At 27.6% G+C, this 16,618-nt stretch carries 20 protein-coding genes; 15 read left to right on the forward strand and 5 right to left on the reverse strand.

Annotated features, from left to right (window positions below):
• Window positions 1-43 precede the first annotated feature (43 nt).
• Together CRU95_RS00245 and nhaD are read left to right on the forward strand one after the other, a co-directional pair.
• The gene (locus tag CRU95_RS00245) at window positions 44-487 is read left to right on the forward strand and encodes a GyrI-like domain-containing protein (RefSeq protein WP_129099145.1); all 444 of its coding nucleotides are present in this window, start codon (window positions 44-46) and stop codon (window positions 485-487) included.
• Window positions 488-584: 97 nt separating this feature from the next.
• Window positions 585-1,952, forward strand: a complete 1,368-nt coding sequence (gene nhaD, locus CRU95_RS00250; protein ID WP_129099146.1) for a sodium:proton antiporter NhaD — start codon at window positions 585-587, stop codon at window positions 1,950-1,952.
• A 40-nt stretch (window positions 1,953-1,992) separates the two neighbouring features.
• Here nhaD and CRU95_RS00255 read toward each other — a convergent pair whose 3' ends face one another.
• On the reverse strand, window positions 1,993-2,934 hold the full coding sequence (locus CRU95_RS00255; protein ID WP_129099147.1) for a multidrug resistance efflux transporter family protein: 942 nt from the start codon (window positions 2,932-2,934) through the stop codon (window positions 1,993-1,995).
• A 96-nt stretch (window positions 2,935-3,030) separates the two neighbouring features.
• Between CRU95_RS00255 and CRU95_RS00260 the strand changes: the two genes are divergently transcribed.
• Together CRU95_RS00260 and CRU95_RS00265 are read left to right on the forward strand one after the other, a co-directional pair.
• Window positions 3,031-3,723, forward strand: a complete 693-nt coding sequence (locus tag CRU95_RS00260) for an aspartate/glutamate racemase family protein (RefSeq protein WP_129099148.1) — start codon at window positions 3,031-3,033, stop codon at window positions 3,721-3,723.
• A 15-nt stretch (window positions 3,724-3,738) separates the two neighbouring features.
• A complete protein-coding gene (locus CRU95_RS00265) occupies window positions 3,739-4,392 on the forward strand; it encodes an MOSC domain-containing protein (RefSeq protein WP_129099149.1) in 654 nt (217 codons plus the stop codon).
• A 7-nt stretch (window positions 4,393-4,399) separates the two neighbouring features.
• Here CRU95_RS00265 and CRU95_RS00270 read toward each other — a convergent pair whose 3' ends face one another.
• From CRU95_RS00270 to CRU95_RS00280, 3 genes are read right to left on the reverse strand one after another with little or no spacing between them, the layout of a single operon-like run.
• A complete protein-coding gene (locus tag CRU95_RS00270) occupies window positions 4,400-4,630 on the reverse strand; it encodes a hypothetical protein (protein WP_129099150.1) in 231 nt (76 codons plus the stop codon).
• A 41-nt stretch (window positions 4,631-4,671) separates the two neighbouring features.
• Window positions 4,672-5,826, reverse strand: coding sequence for a DUF3095 domain-containing protein (locus tag CRU95_RS00275; protein ID WP_129099151.1), 1,155 nt, complete (start codon window positions 5,824-5,826; stop codon window positions 4,672-4,674).
• A 5-nt stretch (window positions 5,827-5,831) separates the two neighbouring features.
• Complete coding sequence (locus tag CRU95_RS00280; protein WP_129099152.1) at window positions 5,832-6,203, reverse strand: helix-turn-helix domain-containing protein; 372 nt, start codon at window positions 6,201-6,203, stop codon at window positions 5,832-5,834.
• Window positions 6,204-6,329: 126 nt separating this feature from the next.
• On the opposite strand from CRU95_RS00280, the gene CRU95_RS00285 reads away from it, so the two are divergent.
• From CRU95_RS00285 to CRU95_RS00325, 9 genes are all read left to right on the forward strand, one after another.
• On the forward strand, window positions 6,330-6,911 hold the full coding sequence (locus tag CRU95_RS00285; RefSeq protein ID WP_129099153.1) for an NAD(P)H-dependent oxidoreductase: 582 nt from the start codon (window positions 6,330-6,332) through the stop codon (window positions 6,909-6,911).
• Window positions 6,912-6,924: 13 nt separating this feature from the next.
• On the forward strand, window positions 6,925-8,103 hold the full coding sequence (locus tag CRU95_RS00290; RefSeq protein WP_129099154.1) for an MFS transporter: 1,179 nt from the start codon (window positions 6,925-6,927) through the stop codon (window positions 8,101-8,103).
• A 12-nt stretch (window positions 8,104-8,115) separates the two neighbouring features.
• Entirely contained in the window at window positions 8,116-8,865 is a 750-nt protein-coding gene (locus CRU95_RS00295) for a nitroreductase family protein (RefSeq protein ID WP_129099155.1), read from the forward strand.
• A gap of 12 nt (window positions 8,866-8,877) precedes the next feature.
• Complete coding sequence (locus CRU95_RS00300) at window positions 8,878-9,174, forward strand: putative quinol monooxygenase (protein ID WP_129099156.1); 297 nt, start codon at window positions 8,878-8,880, stop codon at window positions 9,172-9,174.
• 1 nt (window position 9,175) lies between these two features.
• On the forward strand, window positions 9,176-9,478 hold the full coding sequence (locus CRU95_RS00305) for a putative quinol monooxygenase (protein ID WP_129099157.1): 303 nt from the start codon (window positions 9,176-9,178) through the stop codon (window positions 9,476-9,478).
• Window positions 9,479-9,497: 19 nt separating this feature from the next.
• Window positions 9,498-10,526 carry an NADH:flavin oxidoreductase/NADH oxidase gene (locus CRU95_RS00310; RefSeq protein ID WP_129099158.1) on the forward strand — a complete coding sequence of 343 codons (1,029 nt, stop codon included), beginning with the start codon at window positions 9,498-9,500 and terminating at the stop codon, window positions 10,524-10,526.
• Complete coding sequence (locus tag CRU95_RS00315) at window positions 10,526-11,446, forward strand: DMT family transporter (RefSeq protein ID WP_258238574.1); 921 nt, start codon at window positions 10,526-10,528, stop codon at window positions 11,444-11,446. Before CRU95_RS00310 ends, CRU95_RS00315 begins: the two co-directional genes overlap by 1 nt.
• Before the next feature lie 70 nt (window positions 11,447-11,516).
• On the forward strand, window positions 11,517-12,146 hold the full coding sequence (locus CRU95_RS00320; RefSeq protein WP_129099159.1) for an NAD(P)H-dependent oxidoreductase: 630 nt from the start codon (window positions 11,517-11,519) through the stop codon (window positions 12,144-12,146).
• 46 nt (window positions 12,147-12,192) lie between these two features.
• The gene (locus CRU95_RS00325) at window positions 12,193-12,384 is read left to right on the forward strand and encodes a hypothetical protein (RefSeq protein WP_129099160.1); all 192 of its coding nucleotides are present in this window, start codon (window positions 12,193-12,195) and stop codon (window positions 12,382-12,384) included.
• On the opposite strand, the gene CRU95_RS00330 is transcribed toward CRU95_RS00325, so the two are convergent.
• On the reverse strand, window positions 12,381-13,304 hold the full coding sequence (locus CRU95_RS00330) for an AEC family transporter (RefSeq protein ID WP_129099161.1): 924 nt from the start codon (window positions 13,302-13,304) through the stop codon (window positions 12,381-12,383). The genes CRU95_RS00325 and CRU95_RS00330 overlap by 4 nt on opposite strands.
• Window positions 13,305-13,525: 221 nt before the next feature.
• Here CRU95_RS00330 and thiI point away from each other — a divergent pair, with 221 nt between their 5' ends.
• Together thiI and CRU95_RS00340 are read left to right on the forward strand one after the other, a co-directional pair.
• Window positions 13,526-14,998, forward strand: a complete 1,473-nt coding sequence (thiI, locus tag CRU95_RS00335) for a tRNA uracil 4-sulfurtransferase ThiI (protein ID WP_129099162.1) — start codon at window positions 13,526-13,528, stop codon at window positions 14,996-14,998.
• 110 nt (window positions 14,999-15,108) lie between these two features.
• Window positions 15,109-16,605, forward strand: a complete 1,497-nt coding sequence (locus CRU95_RS00340) for a hypothetical protein (RefSeq protein ID WP_129099163.1) — start codon at window positions 15,109-15,111, stop codon at window positions 16,603-16,605.
• The last annotated feature ends 13 nt before the right edge of the window (window positions 16,606-16,618 follow it).

Here is a 16,618-nt window from a genome sequence, read left to right on the forward strand (position 1 = left end):
AGTTTTTATATAATCTTTTTCATAAAAATAAAAAAGAGAGAATATGAAAGTAACAAAAGTAAAAAACTTAATGATTTCAGGTCTTAGTGTAATCACAAACAATAAACTTGAATTTGAATCTGAAAATGGTAAAATACCTCAATTATGGGATGAATATATTGAAAAGAATATTTATGGAAGTACTTTCAATAAAGCAAATAGTAAATATATGTATGGTGTTTATAGTGACTATACAAGTGATGTAACAGGTGATTATAAAGTAACTGTTGGTGTAGAAGTTACTAAACCAAAAAATGCTTTAGTAATAAAAGATGAAAGATACTTAGTTTTCTCAAAAAAAGGTGAACTACCTGATGTTGTAGTTGAAACTTGGGTTGAGATTTGGGAATACTTTGAAAATAATAATGAATATGAGAGAAAATATAGTATTGATTTTGAAAAGTATGTAAAAGAAGATGAAATAGAGATTTATATCTCAATTAAATAATTATTTGAGATAATATTTAATTATTTTTTATTAAGTATTATCTTATTTAAATAAATATTGAATACAATAACGGCACAAAACTCCAGGAGAAATTATAATGTTTAAAATTTTTGGTATTTTAGCTCTTTTTTTATCAAATGTTGCATATGCAACTAATTTAGGCGAGCCAGATTTAACAAATACATGGGTTGGTATTATCTCTTTATTTTTATTTGTTGTTGGTTACTATGTAATAGCAAATGAAGAAAAATATGGAATTGATAAATCTGTTCCAGCACTGTTTGTTGGTATTTTTACATTTTTATTAATCGCAATTTATTTTGTCACAAATAATTTAGATATAAAATTAGTACATGAAGAAGCAGAAAATGTTATTTTAGAAATTGCTGAAATATTCTTTTTCTTATTTGTTGCTATGACATATATTGAATCACTACTACATATGAGAGTTTTTGATAGGTTAAAATATAATCTTGTATCAAAAGGTTATAGTTATAGAAAACTTTTTTGGCTTACTGGACTATTATCATTTTTTATATCACCCTTTGCTGACAACCTTACTACCGCCCTTATTTTATCAACTGTACTTTTTACAATTGAAAGAGATAAAAAAGAATTTTTAGTCCCAGGAGCTATTAATATAGTTGTTGCTGCAAATGCAGGTGGTGCGTGGAGCCCTTTTGGAGATATTACCACTCTTATGGTGTGGACATCAGGGAAAGGTAACTTTTTAGACTTTTTATACTTATTCCCTTCATCTATTTTAGGTTATTTAGCAACGGCATTTTTATTATCTTTAGTAGTTCCAAAAACAAAACCTGCTTTTGATAGTGAAGTTGAAATTCCTCAAATGAAAGAGGGTGCTAAAACAATTATTTTTTTAGGTGCTGTAACTATTGTCATGGCAGTTATTTCACACCAAGTGTTAGATTTCCCAGCAATGTGGGGCATGATGTTTGGTTTAGTATTATTAAAAGCATATTCATTTAAATTGCAAAAAAAATTTGGTAAAAATCACTTTGATGTATTTCATTCAATGGCAAGAATTGAAAATAATACTTTGATGTTCTTTTTTGGTATTTTATCAGCAGTTGGTGCTTTATATTTCTTAGGATGGTTAACTTTAGCTTCTATTGTGTACGAGCCAAATTATTTAGGACCTATTTATTCAAATATTGCTGTTGGATTCTTATCAGCGATTGTGGATAATGTTCCTGTAATGTCTGCAATATTAAAAGCAAATCCAAATATGGATTTATCAAATTGGTTATTAGTTACTCTAACTGCTGGTATTGGTGGTTCCTTAATATCTTTTGGAAGTGCTGCTGGTGTTGGAGTAATGGGAAAACTAAAAGGTATATATACCTTTTCTAGTCACATGAAATATGCTTGGATGATATTAGTTGGTTATTTCATCTCTATAGGCATTTGGTATTTTCAATTTGAGATGCTAAAAATTTATTAATATATTAAAGCTTTCTTTTTTAGAAAGCTTTAACTATAGATTATTTAATGGTATTTTGATATTTTGTAAATAAAAACAAACCAACCATAATAAGTGTGAGTCCTACAAATGAAGTAAGATTTAATGATCCACTTCCTAAAAATATTATTCCCCCAATTAAAGCAAATACTACTTCACTAGCTTGAGTGGCATCAACTGCTGCTATTTCATTTGAATCTTTAGCTATGTTTCTAGTATATAAAAATATTGAAGTAGCAAAAACACCAGAAAATAAAGCTACAAGGGCAGTATTAAAAATCTGAGAGTCACTTGGAGCATGGGGTTGAATAATTGCTACTAATACAAACCATAAAGGCAAAGAACCAATAGATAGTAAAAAGACCTTATTAAAAGCATTATTTAATAACTTTGATTTTATTTGTGGTACATTTTTATGATTTCCATTTTTTGCTTCCCAAACAAGTTGATTTCCAATTGGATAACAAAATGAAGCAATTAGAATGGGAAAACCACCTAATAATAGAGCTTTTAAATCAAAGTGATCCATATGAGATAGATTTACTAAACAAACCCCCATAAATACAAGTGCAGAAAAAAACCAAATTTTCTTAGGAAACTTTTTACCAAAAAACATCAATACAAAAAGTGTAGCCACAACTGTAAATTGCCAAGTGGCAGCTATAACCCAACCAGGAGAAAAGTCAGCACTAAAACAAATCAAAGCATAAAAGAATCCAAAACCAATAGTTCCACTTATTGTCCAAAAAATATAATTAGAAATATATAATTTACAAACATCTATAATTCTTTGTATTCCACCTTGAAATAATAAAACTAAAGCCAAAAACAAAATCATAAAAAAATATCTAAGAGTTGCAGACCAAAGCCAATGTCCACCCGATACACTCATAAGTTCATTTAAAACAAAAGTTGTACTAAAAAAAGCACCTGCAATAATTCCTAAAACAATCAATTTAAACATAAACATATCCAAGAAAATAATTTTTATGAAGTCTAACACAATGTCACTTTATCTTTTTTGTGTTATAGTACTAAAAAATTTGATAATGGTTATAAAATGAAAACAATAGGCTTATTAGGTGGTATGAGTTGGGAAAGTACTGCTTTATACTATAAACAGATAAATGAAGAGATAAAAAATAGATTAGGCTCTTTACACTCAGCAAAAGTAATTATTTATAGTGTTGATTTTGATGAAATTGAGAAGTTACAACATACTGAACAGTGGAATAAAACAGCTGATATCTTAACTACTGCTGCCCAAAATATAGAAAAAGCAAGTGCAGATTTTCTTTTGATTTGTACAAATACTATGCATAAAGTTGTACCTCAAATTCAAATTAAGATAAATATACCAATAATTCATATTGCAGATGCAACAGCAAAAGTTTTACAAAAAGATAATATAAAAAAAGTTGGCTTACTAGGTACTGCTTTTACTATGAAAGAAGATTTTTACAAAAATAGAATAAGTGAAAACTTTGGTATAGAAGTTCTTGTACCAAATGAAGAAGATATAAAAATCATACATAAAGTTATATACGAAGAGTTGTGTCTTGGTATTATAAAAGAAGAATCAAGAAAAAAGTATCTAAAAATCATTGGGAAATTAGTATCAAATGGAGCAGAAGCAATTATCTTAGGTTGTACAGAAATATGCATGTTAATTTCATCAAATGATACTGATGTAAAACTTTATGATACTACAAAAATACATGCAATAGAAGCTGTGAATTTAGCTTTAGACTAAAATAAGGAGAAAAATATGAACAAAATATTATCAAAAATAATATCACTAAAAGTTGGAAAAGCAAAAGAGTTAATAAATAAAGAAAAAATAATGCAATCAGCTATAAATAAAACTACTGTAGAAGAATCATATCTTACAGATATAGGTTTTAAAGGTGATGACCAAGTTAATAAGAAATACCATGGTGGACCAAATAAAGCGGTACTTTTTTACTCTTCTTTAACTTATGAAAAAGTAAATGAAGTATTAAATATAAACCTAGATTATAAAGATATTTCACCTTTGGGTGAAAATATACTTGTCTCAGATATTACTGAAGATGATATTTGTGTGGGAGATATCTTAAAGCTAGGTGAGGCTATAGTTCAAGTAACACAACCAAGAGAACCATGTAATGTATTAAGTATAAATACAAAAAATAAAGAGATGTTAAAAACTGTAATGAAATATGGATATACAGGTTGGTATGCAAAAGTTTTAGAAGAGGGTGTTGTAAAACAAACCGATAATGTAGAACTTGTTGAAAGATTATTTCCAAATCTAACAATTGCAAAACTAAATAAAGCAAAATCAAACCCAAAAGATAATCTTGACTTTATACAAGAAGCTGTATCTTGTGAAGTATTAGGTGCACCTTTTAAAGAGGCTTTAGCAAAACATCTAAGATAAAATAGTATTAAACTATTTTATCTACTTCATAATGAAAACATTCTTTTATATTGCTATATTCAAAATCTTTATATTCACTTGAAATTATCTCATAATTGAGTCTTGTTAGTTCATCATTTAGACTAATTTTTGAAAAGTCCATTGAAAGTAACTTTGGAAAATTATCAATTATATTTCCAATAGTTGTAATACTATCAAAACTATTTGGATCAAAAGGTGCTTTGCTTTTTTTATTCATAAATATCCTTATTTGTAGTATATTTATTTAGTATGCATTTTTCATTCTTTTGCTTTTAATCTTGCCTTTAATTCTTTTGATGCAAGGGCATAACCACCATTTGAACTATCCACAAAGTGAATATGTTTTCCATGTCTTTCAAAAATAAGACAAGTCATAAGTGCAGAGTCTGATTTATGAATACCATAAGCTAAGTTACCTATTTGATATTCTTGTTCTAAATACTCTTCAAGCTCTTTTGTTTGATTTTTATCTGTAGAGATAACCATTCTAAGCATATCATCAAACTTTTCAGTGTCAGTTGTTCTTATAACTCTATTTTTATAATCACTCCATTGTCCACTAGAATACTTCATAAGAAGAACTCCCAATAAATTTTCAATGAGTAATCGTAATATTAAAAAAAACCTAAAAAATATATTTGAAGAAAAAACTGAAGCTTCTGCATTTAAAACCATGGGATTAAAAGAAATAACAAGTTGATTTATCTCTTTTATAGGATTTCTTTGTGAATATGAACCTGCTATTTCATGTATTTTATTCAAAGAATTTTGGTAAATTTCATTTGATTTTTCAGGATTTGTACTTTTGATTAATAAGGAACTTGTTTCATCTTTTGGACTTTTTATATCTTCCCAGCGACACTCTAATCCAACAAAATCAGGTGTATAATCATAAGTAAAGTTTTCATCTATCTTAAAATTTGTATACTCTTTTTTTAGTAAATTTTCTGCAAGTTCTAGACCATTTCCTCTAACTATTGCTTGCGTAAAATCTTTAGAAACTTTAAACTTGGTGATTTCTATAAAAGAGCCTCTTTTAACAATCTCTTTTATACTTATAACTCCCACTCTTAGGTCTAAATCAAATGATTCTTTTGCTTTTTTGGCAGTTTCTATTAAAACAACTTTTGACTTATCAAGTAAATGGGGAGGTATAATTAAACTTGCACCATCTCCTCCAAATATATATGGAAATTCTGAATTTTTATCAATATTTAATATACCAATAATAGTTAAAGCAGCCACAAAATTTACTTTTTTATACATACCTTCTTCTATTGCTTTTGTAGAATCAACAATATCAGAGACTATTACAAACCAATCATCTGGAATTTTATGGTAATTATCATTATCCATAATTAAAGAGAAATCTTTTATCTCTTTAATCTCTTTATAAAAAGTTGTTGTGTTCATAGAGTCTATTTACAAAGATTTGTTTTGCATTGATCATCACTAGTTATCTCACCACATTCTTCAACATATGATATTCCCCATTTGTACATTTCTTCAAGTACTGGTTTTAATTTCTTTCCACATTCTGTTAAGCTATATACTACTTTTGGTGGAACTTCTGCATATACCTCTCTGTGAATAATCTTTTTCTCTTCTAGTTCTTTTAATTTTATAGTTAATGTTTTTTGAGTTATCTCACATACAGTTTCATGTAAATCTTTAAATCTCATGTCACCATCTAAGAGGTGCCAAATTATTCCTAATTTCCATCTATCATTAAATATGTCAAGAGTAACCGAAACTGAACATTTATACTCTTTGTCATTTATATAATACATAATAAATCCTTTTATAAATTTCATTATATCATAAAGTTTATAAATTACCATTACTTTACTTTATGTAAGTAAGAGTAAATTAAGTTTATTGCATATATAATTCTCAAATATACTCAAGGAGAGAAAATGAAAAAAATATTAATTTTAAATGGACATCAGCATTATGATGGAATAGCAGAAGGTAATTTAACTAATAGTTTTATAAATAAAGCAAATGAATTTTTTATTAAAAATGGATTTGAAGTTAAAAATACAAATATAGAAGAAGGCTACGAAACAGAAGAAGAGATAGAAAAGTTTGAATGGGCTGATTATATTTTATTTCAATATCCAGTTTATTGGATGGGCCTTCCTTGGATAGCAAAAAAATATATTGATGAGACATTTACTCATGGACGACATTATGCAAGTGATGGGAGAAGTAGAGAAGATGCTTCAAAATTATATGGAAGTGGTGGATTACTAACAGGCAAAAAATATATGCTATCTTTGACATATAATTGTCCTGAATCTGCATTTAATAATAAAAATAGTTTATTTGATGGAATGTCTTTAGACGAAGCTCATGTTGCAGTTCATAAAACTTTTCAATTTTGTGGATTAACACCTCTTGAAACTTATGCAGTGCATGATATTTTCAAAGGTGATTTAAATTTAGAGTTAGAGTTAGAAAAATTTGAAAAAGTTTTGATTAAAAACTTTTTATAAAAAGGAATTTTTTATGCCAATAGCTTTATTTGCATTAACTTTAAGTGCATTTGCAATAGGAACAACAGAATTTGTTACAGTTGGATTGGTTCCAACTATATCAAGTGATTTGAATATATCTGTTCCTTCAACTGGTCTTTTAGTAACAATGTATGCTTTAGGAGTAGCTATTGGTGCTCCTATTTTAACAGCATTAACAAGTAAATATAATAAAAAATATATTTTGATTTGTGCAATGGTTGTCTTTTCTTTGGGTCATGTTGTTGCTGCTCTTGCACCAAATTTTACTACTTTATTAATAGCAAGAATTGTTACAGGACTAACACATGGTTTATTTTTCTCTTTAGGTGCTACAATTGCAACAAGTTTAGTTTCAAAAGAAAAAGAAGCAAGTGCAATTGCTGTGATGTTTGGAGGTTTAACTGTTGCAATGGTGACAGGAGTTCCTTTAGGTACTTTTATTGGGCAAAACTTTGGTTGGAGAGAGACTTTTATGTTAATTTCTATTTTGGGAAGTGTTGCCTTTATTGGTATGGCATTTTTAATACCAAAAGAAGTTAGAACGACAACTCCTGCAAAATTTTTTCAACAATTAAAAATATTGGGAAATCCAAGATTATTAATTGCTTATTTAATCACAATTTTTGGATTTGGAGGAGCTTTTATAGCTTTTACTTTTTTAGTACCCATTTTACAAGATATTACAAAATTTTCACCTAGTATTATTTCTATAATTTTATTAGTTTTTGGTTTATCAACTGTTGTTGGAAATTTTATTGGTGGAAAACTTGCAGATGTATTTGGAGTAAATAAAGTTTTATTTGGAGCTTACTTTTGTTTAAGTATGGTTCTTTTATCTTTTAATTTTTTTGTTCAAAACCAATATATCACAATAGTAATTTTGATTTTATGGGGAATCTTTGCCTTTGGAAGTAGTCCTGCTCTTCAAGCAAATGTTGTAAAATTAGCCAAAATAAATGAACCTCATGCTGTAGATGTAGCATCAGGTTTTAATATATCTGCTTTTAATGTAGGTATTTCATTGTTTTCATTTTTAGGCGGTGCAATAGTTACAAACATGGGATTAGTACAAACAATTTTATTTTCATCGGGTGTTGTATTCTCATCTTTATTTTTAATCTGGATTGGATATATGATTAATAATAAAGTAGTATTATCACAAACAAATTAAAAAGGAGAATTTATGAACGAAATTATAAAACAATTAAGTAATAGAAAATCAATAAGACAATTTACAGGTGAAATTATAAGTGATGAAGACCTTGAACTTATCATAAAAACAGCACAAAGATGTCCCACTTCTATAAATGGGCAACAAATATCTTTAGTGTATACAAGAGATAAAAATAAAATTAAACAAATAGCAGAACTTTGTGGTGGACAACAACAAGTGGCAACAGCTGATGTATTTATTTTTATATGTGTTGACTTTAATAGAACTATTTTTGCAGTTGAGCAAACTGGAGAAGAACATCAAATTGATAAATCAGCTGAAGGTGTACTTGTGGGTGCCGTTGATGCTGGAATCATGTTAAATGCAATACAAATAAGTGCAGAATCACTTGGTCTTGGAACAACTGCAATTGGAGCTGTAAGAAACCAACCAGCTGCTATAATTGAGTTATTAGGACTTCCACCAAAAACATTTCCAATTGTTGGAACTACTATTGGAGTACCTACAAAAGAAGCAAAAGATGCTCCACTTAAACCTAGAATTCCAATTGAAAGCTTTGCTTTTGAAGATAAATATGATGATAAAAAAGTAAAAGATGGTGTTTTATTATATGAAAAACAAATGAAAAAATTCAGAGTTGATAATAATATGAACTATTTACAATCATATTGTGAGCAAACTGCAGGTTATTATAAAAATATCTATTTTAGAAAAATTGAAGAAAACTATACAAAACAAGGTTTTGTATTTAAAGATTAAAAAGGATATATCATGAAAAATATAGTAATCGTAGCTAACGTTAAAGTAAAATATGAATTTAAAGATGAAGTTTATAATGAACTTGTAAAATTACATGAAGCAACTCATAAAAATGATGAGGGTTGTATTCAATATGATTTACATAAAAACTTAGAGGATGAAAATAGTTTTACTTTTGTAGAAACTTGGCAAAATGCAAAACTTTTAGATGAGCATATGCAAAAAGAACATTTTTTAAAATTTGCCCAGTTTGTAGATGGAAAATTAGAAAGTATGGATATACAAAAATTAGAAAAAGTAGAAGCTTAATATGATTATTGCAATTGTAAAAGCAAAAATAAAAAATAATAAACATGATGAGCTAAGAAAAATAGCAAATATTTTGCAGTATGAATATGCAGTAAAAGAAGAAGGTTGTGAACAATATGAATCATTTATTGATGGTGATACTTTTATTACCATTGAAAGATGGAGTTCTCAAGAATTACTTGATTTGCACCTTGAAGCCCAGCATGTAAAAGTTTATGTACCTAAGTTAAGAGAGTGTGTAGTTGATGAAACATTTGATGTACAATTTATAAAAAGTGATGATGTTTCTTTCGTAAAAATATAAAAAGATTTAAAGGAAATTTATGAGTTTACTATTTACAGAAGGACAAATAGGGAATTTGAAACTTAAAAATAGAATTGTTATGCCTCCTATGTGCATGTATTCAAGTGATAATAGTGGTGAATTAAAAACTTTTCATAAGGGACATTATTTATCAAGAGCCATTGGTGGTGTTGGTTTTATTATTGTTGAAGCAACAGCTATTGAACCAAGAGGAAGAATATCTGCAAATGACTTAGGTCTTTGGGATGATTCTTTAATTGATGCTCATAAAAAACTAAATGAACAAATGCATTCTTTTGGAGCAAAAACTGCTATTCAAATTGCCCATGCTGGTAGAAAATGTAATGTTGAAGATGAAACTCCAATTGCACCAAGTGCAATTGCCTTTAGTGATAATAAACCTTTTAAAATGCCAAAAGCTGCAACAATAGAAGATATAAAAAATATAAAAGAATTATTTGTTAAAACTGCACTTAGAGCAAAAGAAGCTGATTATGATGCAATCGAACTACATGCTGCACATGGATATTTTATATGTGAATTTTTATCGCCCTTAAGTAATTTTAGAGATGATATTTATGGTGGAAGTTTAGAAAATAGATGTAGATTACTTTTAGAAATAGCAAAAGAACTTAAAGAAAAAGTTGATTTACCTTTGATAGTAAGACTTAGTGCTGATGAATGGATGAATGAAGGTTGGAATATAGCTGATTCAATTTATCTATCAAAAGAACTTGAAAAAGTTGGAGTTGATTCTATCCATGTTTCATCTGGTGGAAATCAAGAAAAACCAAATAAACCAATAGAATTAAAACCTATGTATCAAGCTGATTTTGCAAAAGATATAAAAGAAGAAGTAAATATTCCTGTGATTGCTGTTGGACTAATTACAACAGCACAAGAGGGTGAAAAACTTTTAGAAGAAAGATATTGTGATTTTGTTGCATATGGTAGAGAATTATTGCGTTCTCCTAATTTTGCATTTCTTGCAGCAAATGAATTTAATGAAAAAGAGTTAATAAACTCTTCATATATGAGGGCATTTTAGTGCATAAAGAAGAAAATAAAACCAAATATTTTATTGGTATGTTGATAGCTATGTTACTTTGGGGAGTTGCATGGACTTCTGGAAAAGCAGCAGTCGAACACTCAAATATACAAGTAGCTTCATTTTGGAGATACACAATTTCTTTTATAGGAATGATACCAGTTATGATTTATATGAAAAGATCTTTAAAAACTGACTTTCTAGGATATATTTATATGATTTTGGCAGGATTATTAAGTGCAGCTTTTAGTTATCTTTTTTTTGCAGGTCTTGCCCATGGAGAAGCTGGATATGGAGGGACTATGGTAACTTCATTGGTTCCTTTAATCACTTATTTTTTGTCTATACTTATATTTAGAACAAAAGTATCAGCTAAGCAAGTATTTGCCTTGGGTATTGGTGTATTTGGGGCTATTGTATTATTGAAAATTCCAATGGAGGGATTAGGCTTTTTAAATCTTGATAGTATATATTTTTTAGTCTGTGCTATTGTTTGGTCTTTTGTTACAGTTTTAACACAAAAGGCGTCAAAAAGAGTTGACCCTATGTTTTATACTTTAGTAATCTTTGGTGTAACTGCCTTTACAAATATGATTTTCGCCTTACCACATCATCCTTTTGAAATAGGGTTGTATGATTCTATATTCTGGTTAAATATATCATTTGTAGGATTATTCTCAGGAACTTTTGCAATGGCAATATTTTTTGCAAGTGCAAGCAGAATTGGTGCACATAATACTGGAGTATTTATGTTTATAGTTCCAGTTGGAGCTATTATATCTAGTTATTTTGCTTATGATGAAAAAATTGCTTTGTCTACTATTCTTGGTTGCTTGTTGTCTCTCGTAGCAGTAATTTTATTTAATAAAAAAAGTAAATTAGAAAAAATGAGATTAAAAGAAGAAGAACTAATTGTTTAATAATTGTTAAATAATTTAAGATAAAATAACATCTTTTAAAGATGTTTTAATTTAATATAAAAGGAAAAATATGGAAAAAACATTTATGGAAGCTATGGATTTTAGACATGCGTGTAAAATCTTTGATGAGACAAAAAAGATTAGTGATGAGGATATGCACTTTATATTAGAAGCTGGTAGAAAATCTCCATCTTCATTTGGTATGGAAGCTTGGAAATTTTTAGTTATAACAAATGAAGAATTAAAAGCAAAATTAAAACCTTTTTGTTGGGATCAAGCTCAAATTACAACTTGTTCTCATTTAGTAATTGTATTAGCAGGAATTGAAGGTGTTAAACCAGAAAGTGGAATTCCTGAAAAAAGATTTGCAAGAAGAGAAATGCCTAAAGAAAAATTGGATTTTTATTTAAATCTTTATGCAGAACATTTAAAAGAGACTTTAAGCAATGACAAAAATATCTACTCTTGGACAGCAAGACAATCATTTATTGCATTGGGTAATATGATGACAGCTGCTGCTATAAAAGGAATTGATTCTTGTCCTATTGAAGGTTTTGATAAAGAGGGTGTTGAAGGTGTATTAGGTCTTGATACTTCAAAATTCCAACTAACTTGTGTTCTTCCTTTTGGATATAGAATTAATGAACAATCAAAACAACAAAGAGAAAAATTCGAAGATATAGTTGAATTTATAAAATAAAAGGCTAGTTTTACTAGCTTTTTATTACAGGAAAGAAGAAAGTACTTTGAAAGAAAATAATTTAGAAAAAGAAGCATATAGATTAAGATTTGAATATTACAACCTATATGAAAATAAAGAATCAAAATGGCATGAAAAGTATAAAAATCATGAACTGTATAATATCGTAGTTGAAGGATTTAAATACAGATTTCACGAAATTGCACAAGAGATGCCAAAACTATTAAAAAATTTTTAATTAGTATAAAAAAATATCATAAGTGGTATATAAAATAAAGATACCAAGGTAGAAATAAATACTGCTAAAGACATCTTTTGGGGTTTTACATTTAATAAAGTAGCAACTGTTACAGTGTTCCCTGCCAGTGGTACAATAGAAAATAAAAACATAACCATATAAAATCCATCATTTAAAAAATGTATAAAGTTTTTGTCTATAAAAATAAATATCAAAATAAGTAGTGGCCAAAGTATGAATTTGATAGCCAAAGTATAAGTAATAAATTTTTTATCAAGAGAATTATCTGTTTTTATATTTTCCATCCCCATACCTAAAAGCATCATTCCTAAAATTGCATATGCACCTTTTAAATAGTTACTATAATCCACAAACATCAAAGGCATTTTAATATCAAGTAGATTAAATGTTATACCTAAAATAAAAGCATATATTACAGGTAGTTTTAGTACCTTCTTTAAACTTTCTTTTGCACTAAAAGAGCCTTTTGCCGTTATATAATATCCAACAGAATTTTGATATAAAATAGAAGCTAAAACTGTGAAAATAAATACATCTACTAATTTTGGTTCTAAAAATAATATAGCAAGAGGAATACCAATATTTCCCGTATTTCCAGTAGCTGTACTAAAAGCTAATAAATTAGAAGTGTTATCACTCCACATATTTTTAAATATTGTCAATAAAGCAAAAGCCATAATAGAACTTAAAATAAAAAAGAAAATAGGCATAAATAAAACTGAAGGGATAAGTTTTACATTTATTGTTGCATTAAATACTATCAAGGGAGCTAGAATAAAAAGTAAAATTTTAGCAACGGTATCTTTGTTACATTTTAAAATAGAAGTACTTAAAATACCTAGTATAATACTAAAGTATAAGGGTAAGATTTTTCCTAATAGGGTTAAAAATATGCTCAATTATTGACCTTCAATTGTGATGATAGATGCTATCAAATATACACTTGTAATACAGTTAAATTTTTCAAAATTAAAACTTATAATTGTAGTATCTACTTTTCCACTTAGTTTATTTATAATTAAATATTTTTTACTTAATCTACTTCTTATGTAATATTAATTTTCAATTATTATTCTTATGATATAATTGCGACTAATTAAAAATAAGGGTTTAACTAATAATGGAAATTTCTCCAATAAAGACGCAAAAATTTATAATAAAACTTTTTCCAGAAATAATGATAAAAGGAACATCAGCAAAAAGGCAGATGGTAGCTAGATTACATGGAAACTTACAAAGACTTTTTTCTCGAATTTCAGAAGATATTACAATTAGAAAATTTTTTGATAAAATAGAAGTAGTTTGTCCAATAGAATTTGTAACAGAAGTAAGAATTAAACTTTTGGATACTCCAGGTATTGAATTAGTTTTAGAAGCATTGCAGTTTGATAAAATAAATACAATAGATGAAATAAAAGAGATAGTAAATACACATATGGCAAAAGAGATAGTAAACAAGTCTTTTGTAATAAGAGTTAAGCGTTCAGGAACGCATGATTTTAAATCTATTGACATAGAACAAACTGTTGGTGGATACATGTTAAATGAAAATAGAGATTTAACTAAAGGTGTTGATTTAAGAAATGCTGAAGTTACTATAAATCTTGAACTTATAAATAATCAACTAAATATCATAACACTTAGACACAAAGGTCTTGGTGGATTTCCTTTAGGCTCTCAAGGTGAAATTTTATCTCTTATGTCAGGTGGATTTGACTCAACTGTTGCTTCTTATCTTACTATGAAAAGAGGAATTAAAACTCATTTTGTATTTTTTAATCTTGGTGGAGTAGCACATGAAATTGGTGTAAAACAAGTGGCTTTATATCTATGGAATAAGTTTGGTTCTTCCCATAGGGTTACATTTACTTCTATTGCTTTTGATGATGTTGTTACTGAGATATTTAAATCAACACATGAAACATACATGGGTGTAACACTAAAAAGACTTATGCTAAAAGCAGCTGAGAAAATAGCAAATGATTTAAAAATAGATGCTCTTTTGACAGGTGAAAGTGTTGCTCAAGTTTCTAGTCAAACATTAAGGAATTTAGCTTTAATTGACCAATCAACAAATAAATTAGTTTTAAGACCGCTTGCTACTATGAATAAACCAGATATTATAAATATAGCGAATGAAATTGGTACAAAAAGATTTGCAGAAACTATGCCTGAATATTGTGGTGTGATTTCAAAAAATCCAACTATTCATGGCTCTTATGACAGAATGGAAAAAGAATCTAAAAAATTTGACTATTCAGTTTTAGACAAAGCAATTGAAAATGCTATTCAAATAAATGTTGATGAAATTAACGAAGATATAAAAGATATTGGAGAAATGGAGATTGTAAGCGATATTTCAAATGGAAAATATGTTATTATTGATATTCGACAAACACCTGAGTGTATAGAGACATCTTGTGAGACTTTAAAGATTCCTTTTTATAAATTAAAAACAGAGTTTGAAAAACTTCCACAAGATAAAGAATATTTGTTTTATTGTGAGAAAGGAATATTGAGTCAATTACATGCTCAGTATTTAAAAGATGCAAAGAATTTTAACAATATAAAAGTATATAGACCAATAAAATAATAAAAAATGTATAAAAGAATTAATTACATAATTAAGAATATTTAGATATAAATTCGTTTTTAAAAAGAAAAATAATAAAATAAGAAGAAGAAAGAAAGACAAGGTAAAGTATGAAAAATTCAGCTGATGTTGAAAAATGGCTAGAAAGACATTCAATTGGTAATTATTTTATTTCAAAAGATTTAAAAGTAACTGTTCATGGAAATGTGAACTTAAATGGCAAGATAAAAGAATTTAAATTACCAGTAAAGTTTGATGTTGTTGATGGATATTTTGATATTAGTCATAATACATTAACTTCATTAGAAGGGTGTCCAGAAAAAGTAACTGGAGACTTTAATTGTTCTTATAATAATATAGACTCTTTAAATGGTTCACCAATAGCAGTTGCTGATTTTAATTGTTCTCATAACAAATTAACAACACTGTCTTATTGTCCAAAAGAGATATTAGGATATATAGATTGCTCAAACAATGAAATTAGTTCAATAAAAGGAAGTCCTCGAACAGTAAGAGGGTATTTTAATTGTTCTGAAAACAAGATACACACCTTAAAAGGTGGCCCTAAATATGTAACTTTATATTTTGATTGTTCTCATAATATCTTAAGAGAATTAAAAGGTGGACCAATAACTGTTGGTGAAGATTATATATGTAATGGGAATGAAATACAAGATTTAGATGGTATTTCTGATGAAATTGGTTGGGATTTAATTACTGATGTTAGATTAAATCACTTAGTACATAGTTTTGATGAAATTACAACTACTTGGAGATACAAAGGTAAAGATGTTGTTGAGCATGTTTATAAACCAATTGTTTCATTACAAAACAAAGAAGATATTGCAAGATGGTTGCATAAGCATGACATAAAAGATTATAAAATATCAGATGATAATTCAGTTTCAGTAAATGGAAGAGTTAAATTAAATGATAGATTAGCAAACCTTTCAAGACTTCCATTGAAATTTAATGAAATAAATGGTGATTTTGATATAAGTGATAATGAATTAACTTCCTTAGAAGGATGCCCAAGTATTATAAAAGGTGATTTTTTAGCTTTTAAAAATGAAATTTATTCTTTAAAAGGTGGACCTAAAGAAGTTCATGGAAATTATGTTATTTTAAAAAATAATATTACAAATTTAAAATATGCACCAACAATTGTTAAAGATGATTTTATCTGTTCTCATAATCCAATAGATAGTTTAGAAGGATTAAATTTAGTTCAAGGTTCAATCTTCACTAATGTTTCACTTCCTGATTTAAAGTCACAAAAATTTGTTTATAATAAAATAACAACTTATAAATATTCTGGTGATTTGGTATGTGAATATTTAGATAGAATATATGTAACATTAACAGATGAAGAGAAAATTTTTGAAAATACAAGAAAAAAACTTCATAATGGAATCACAAGATTAATCAATACAAATGGATTAAAAAAAGAGATGGTAACAGATACTTTACTTAAAAATTTAACAAAATATAATTTAAATGATTTAAGAGAAAAAGTGCTTTGTATCCGAAATCCAAGTGATACTGAAAAAGAAAAAGAACTATCAGAAAAAGAACTTTTAAAGTTAGCTTTTGATCAAGAGCTTTAATCGTTTTACTTTC

It is taken from the genome of Arcobacter sp. F2176 (assembly GCF_004116465.1).
GTDB lineage: Bacteria > Campylobacterota > Campylobacteria > Campylobacterales > Arcobacteraceae > Arcobacter > Arcobacter siniprincipis.

Bases quoted from the DNA above. Each gene is read 5' to 3' on its own strand.
- CRU95_RS00245 (WP_129099145.1), top strand. From the start codon at position 44: ATGAAAGTAACAAAAGTAAAAAACTTAATGATTTCAGGTCTTAGTGTA.
- nhaD (WP_129099146.1), top strand. From the start codon at position 585: ATGTTTAAAATTTTTGGTATTTTAGCTCTTTTTTTATCAAATGTTGCA.
- CRU95_RS00255 (WP_129099147.1), bottom strand. From the start codon at position 2,934: ATGTTTAAATTGATTGTTTTAGGAATTATTGCAGGTGCTTTTTTTAGT.
- CRU95_RS00260 (WP_129099148.1), top strand. From the start codon at position 3,031: ATGAAAACAATAGGCTTATTAGGTGGTATGAGTTGGGAAAGTACTGCT.
- CRU95_RS00265 (WP_129099149.1), top strand. From the start codon at position 3,739: ATGAACAAAATATTATCAAAAATAATATCACTAAAAGTTGGAAAAGCA.
- CRU95_RS00270 (WP_129099150.1), bottom strand. From the start codon at position 4,630: ATGAATAAAAAAAGCAAAGCACCTTTTGATCCAAATAGTTTTGATAGT.
- CRU95_RS00275 (WP_129099151.1), bottom strand. From the start codon at position 5,826: ATGAACACAACAACTTTTTATAAAGAGATTAAAGAGATAAAAGATTTC.
- CRU95_RS00280 (WP_129099152.1), bottom strand. From the start codon at position 6,203: ATGTATTATATAAATGACAAAGAGTATAAATGTTCAGTTTCGGTTACT.
- CRU95_RS00285 (WP_129099153.1), top strand. From the start codon at position 6,330: ATGAAAAAAATATTAATTTTAAATGGACATCAGCATTATGATGGAATA.
- CRU95_RS00290 (WP_129099154.1), top strand. From the start codon at position 6,925: ATGCCAATAGCTTTATTTGCATTAACTTTAAGTGCATTTGCAATAGGA.
- CRU95_RS00295 (WP_129099155.1), top strand. From the start codon at position 8,116: ATGAACGAAATTATAAAACAATTAAGTAATAGAAAATCAATAAGACAA.
- CRU95_RS00300 (WP_129099156.1), top strand. From the start codon at position 8,878: ATGAAAAATATAGTAATCGTAGCTAACGTTAAAGTAAAATATGAATTT.
- CRU95_RS00305 (WP_129099157.1), top strand. From the start codon at position 9,176: ATGATTATTGCAATTGTAAAAGCAAAAATAAAAAATAATAAACATGAT.
- CRU95_RS00310 (WP_129099158.1), top strand. From the start codon at position 9,498: ATGAGTTTACTATTTACAGAAGGACAAATAGGGAATTTGAAACTTAAA.
- CRU95_RS00320 (WP_129099159.1), top strand. From the start codon at position 11,517: ATGGAAAAAACATTTATGGAAGCTATGGATTTTAGACATGCGTGTAAA.
- thiI (WP_129099162.1), top strand. From the start codon at position 13,526: ATGGAAATTTCTCCAATAAAGACGCAAAAATTTATAATAAAACTTTTT.
- CRU95_RS00340 (WP_129099163.1), top strand. From the start codon at position 15,109: ATGAAAAATTCAGCTGATGTTGAAAAATGGCTAGAAAGACATTCAATT.